At 63.2% G+C, this 247-nt stretch carries 1 protein-coding gene; it reads left to right on the top strand.

Annotated elements, in window-relative coordinates; translation table 11 throughout:
* Positions 1-247, top strand: a 247-nt coding sequence (locus F6X37_RS36225) for a hypothetical protein (RefSeq protein WP_222945062.1), incomplete at both ends; no start/stop codon positions are given.

The following is a 247-nucleotide window of genomic DNA, read 5'->3' as shown; positions in this document are numbered from 1 at the left end:
GAAGAGAGGCCCGTCGAGGTCGACGTCGACAGCGACGAAATACCTGTCGACGTGGAGGTCGACAGCGAACCCAGGCCTGTGGACAGCGAATCCACACCGCTCTGCACCGTGCTGATCCCCGTCGAGGTCGACGTCGACAACGACGAGATACCCGTCGACGTGGAGGTCGACAGCGAGCTCACGCCTGTGGACAGCGAACTCATACCCGTCGAGAGCGACGTGACCGCGCTGTTAGTCGTGCTCAGGC

It is taken from the genome of Paraburkholderia sp. 31.1, from assembly GCF_014397645.1.
Classification (GTDB): domain Bacteria; phylum Pseudomonadota; class Gammaproteobacteria; order Burkholderiales; family Burkholderiaceae; genus Paraburkholderia; species Paraburkholderia tuberum.
This window is presented reverse-complemented; position numbering and strand designations above follow the sequence as displayed.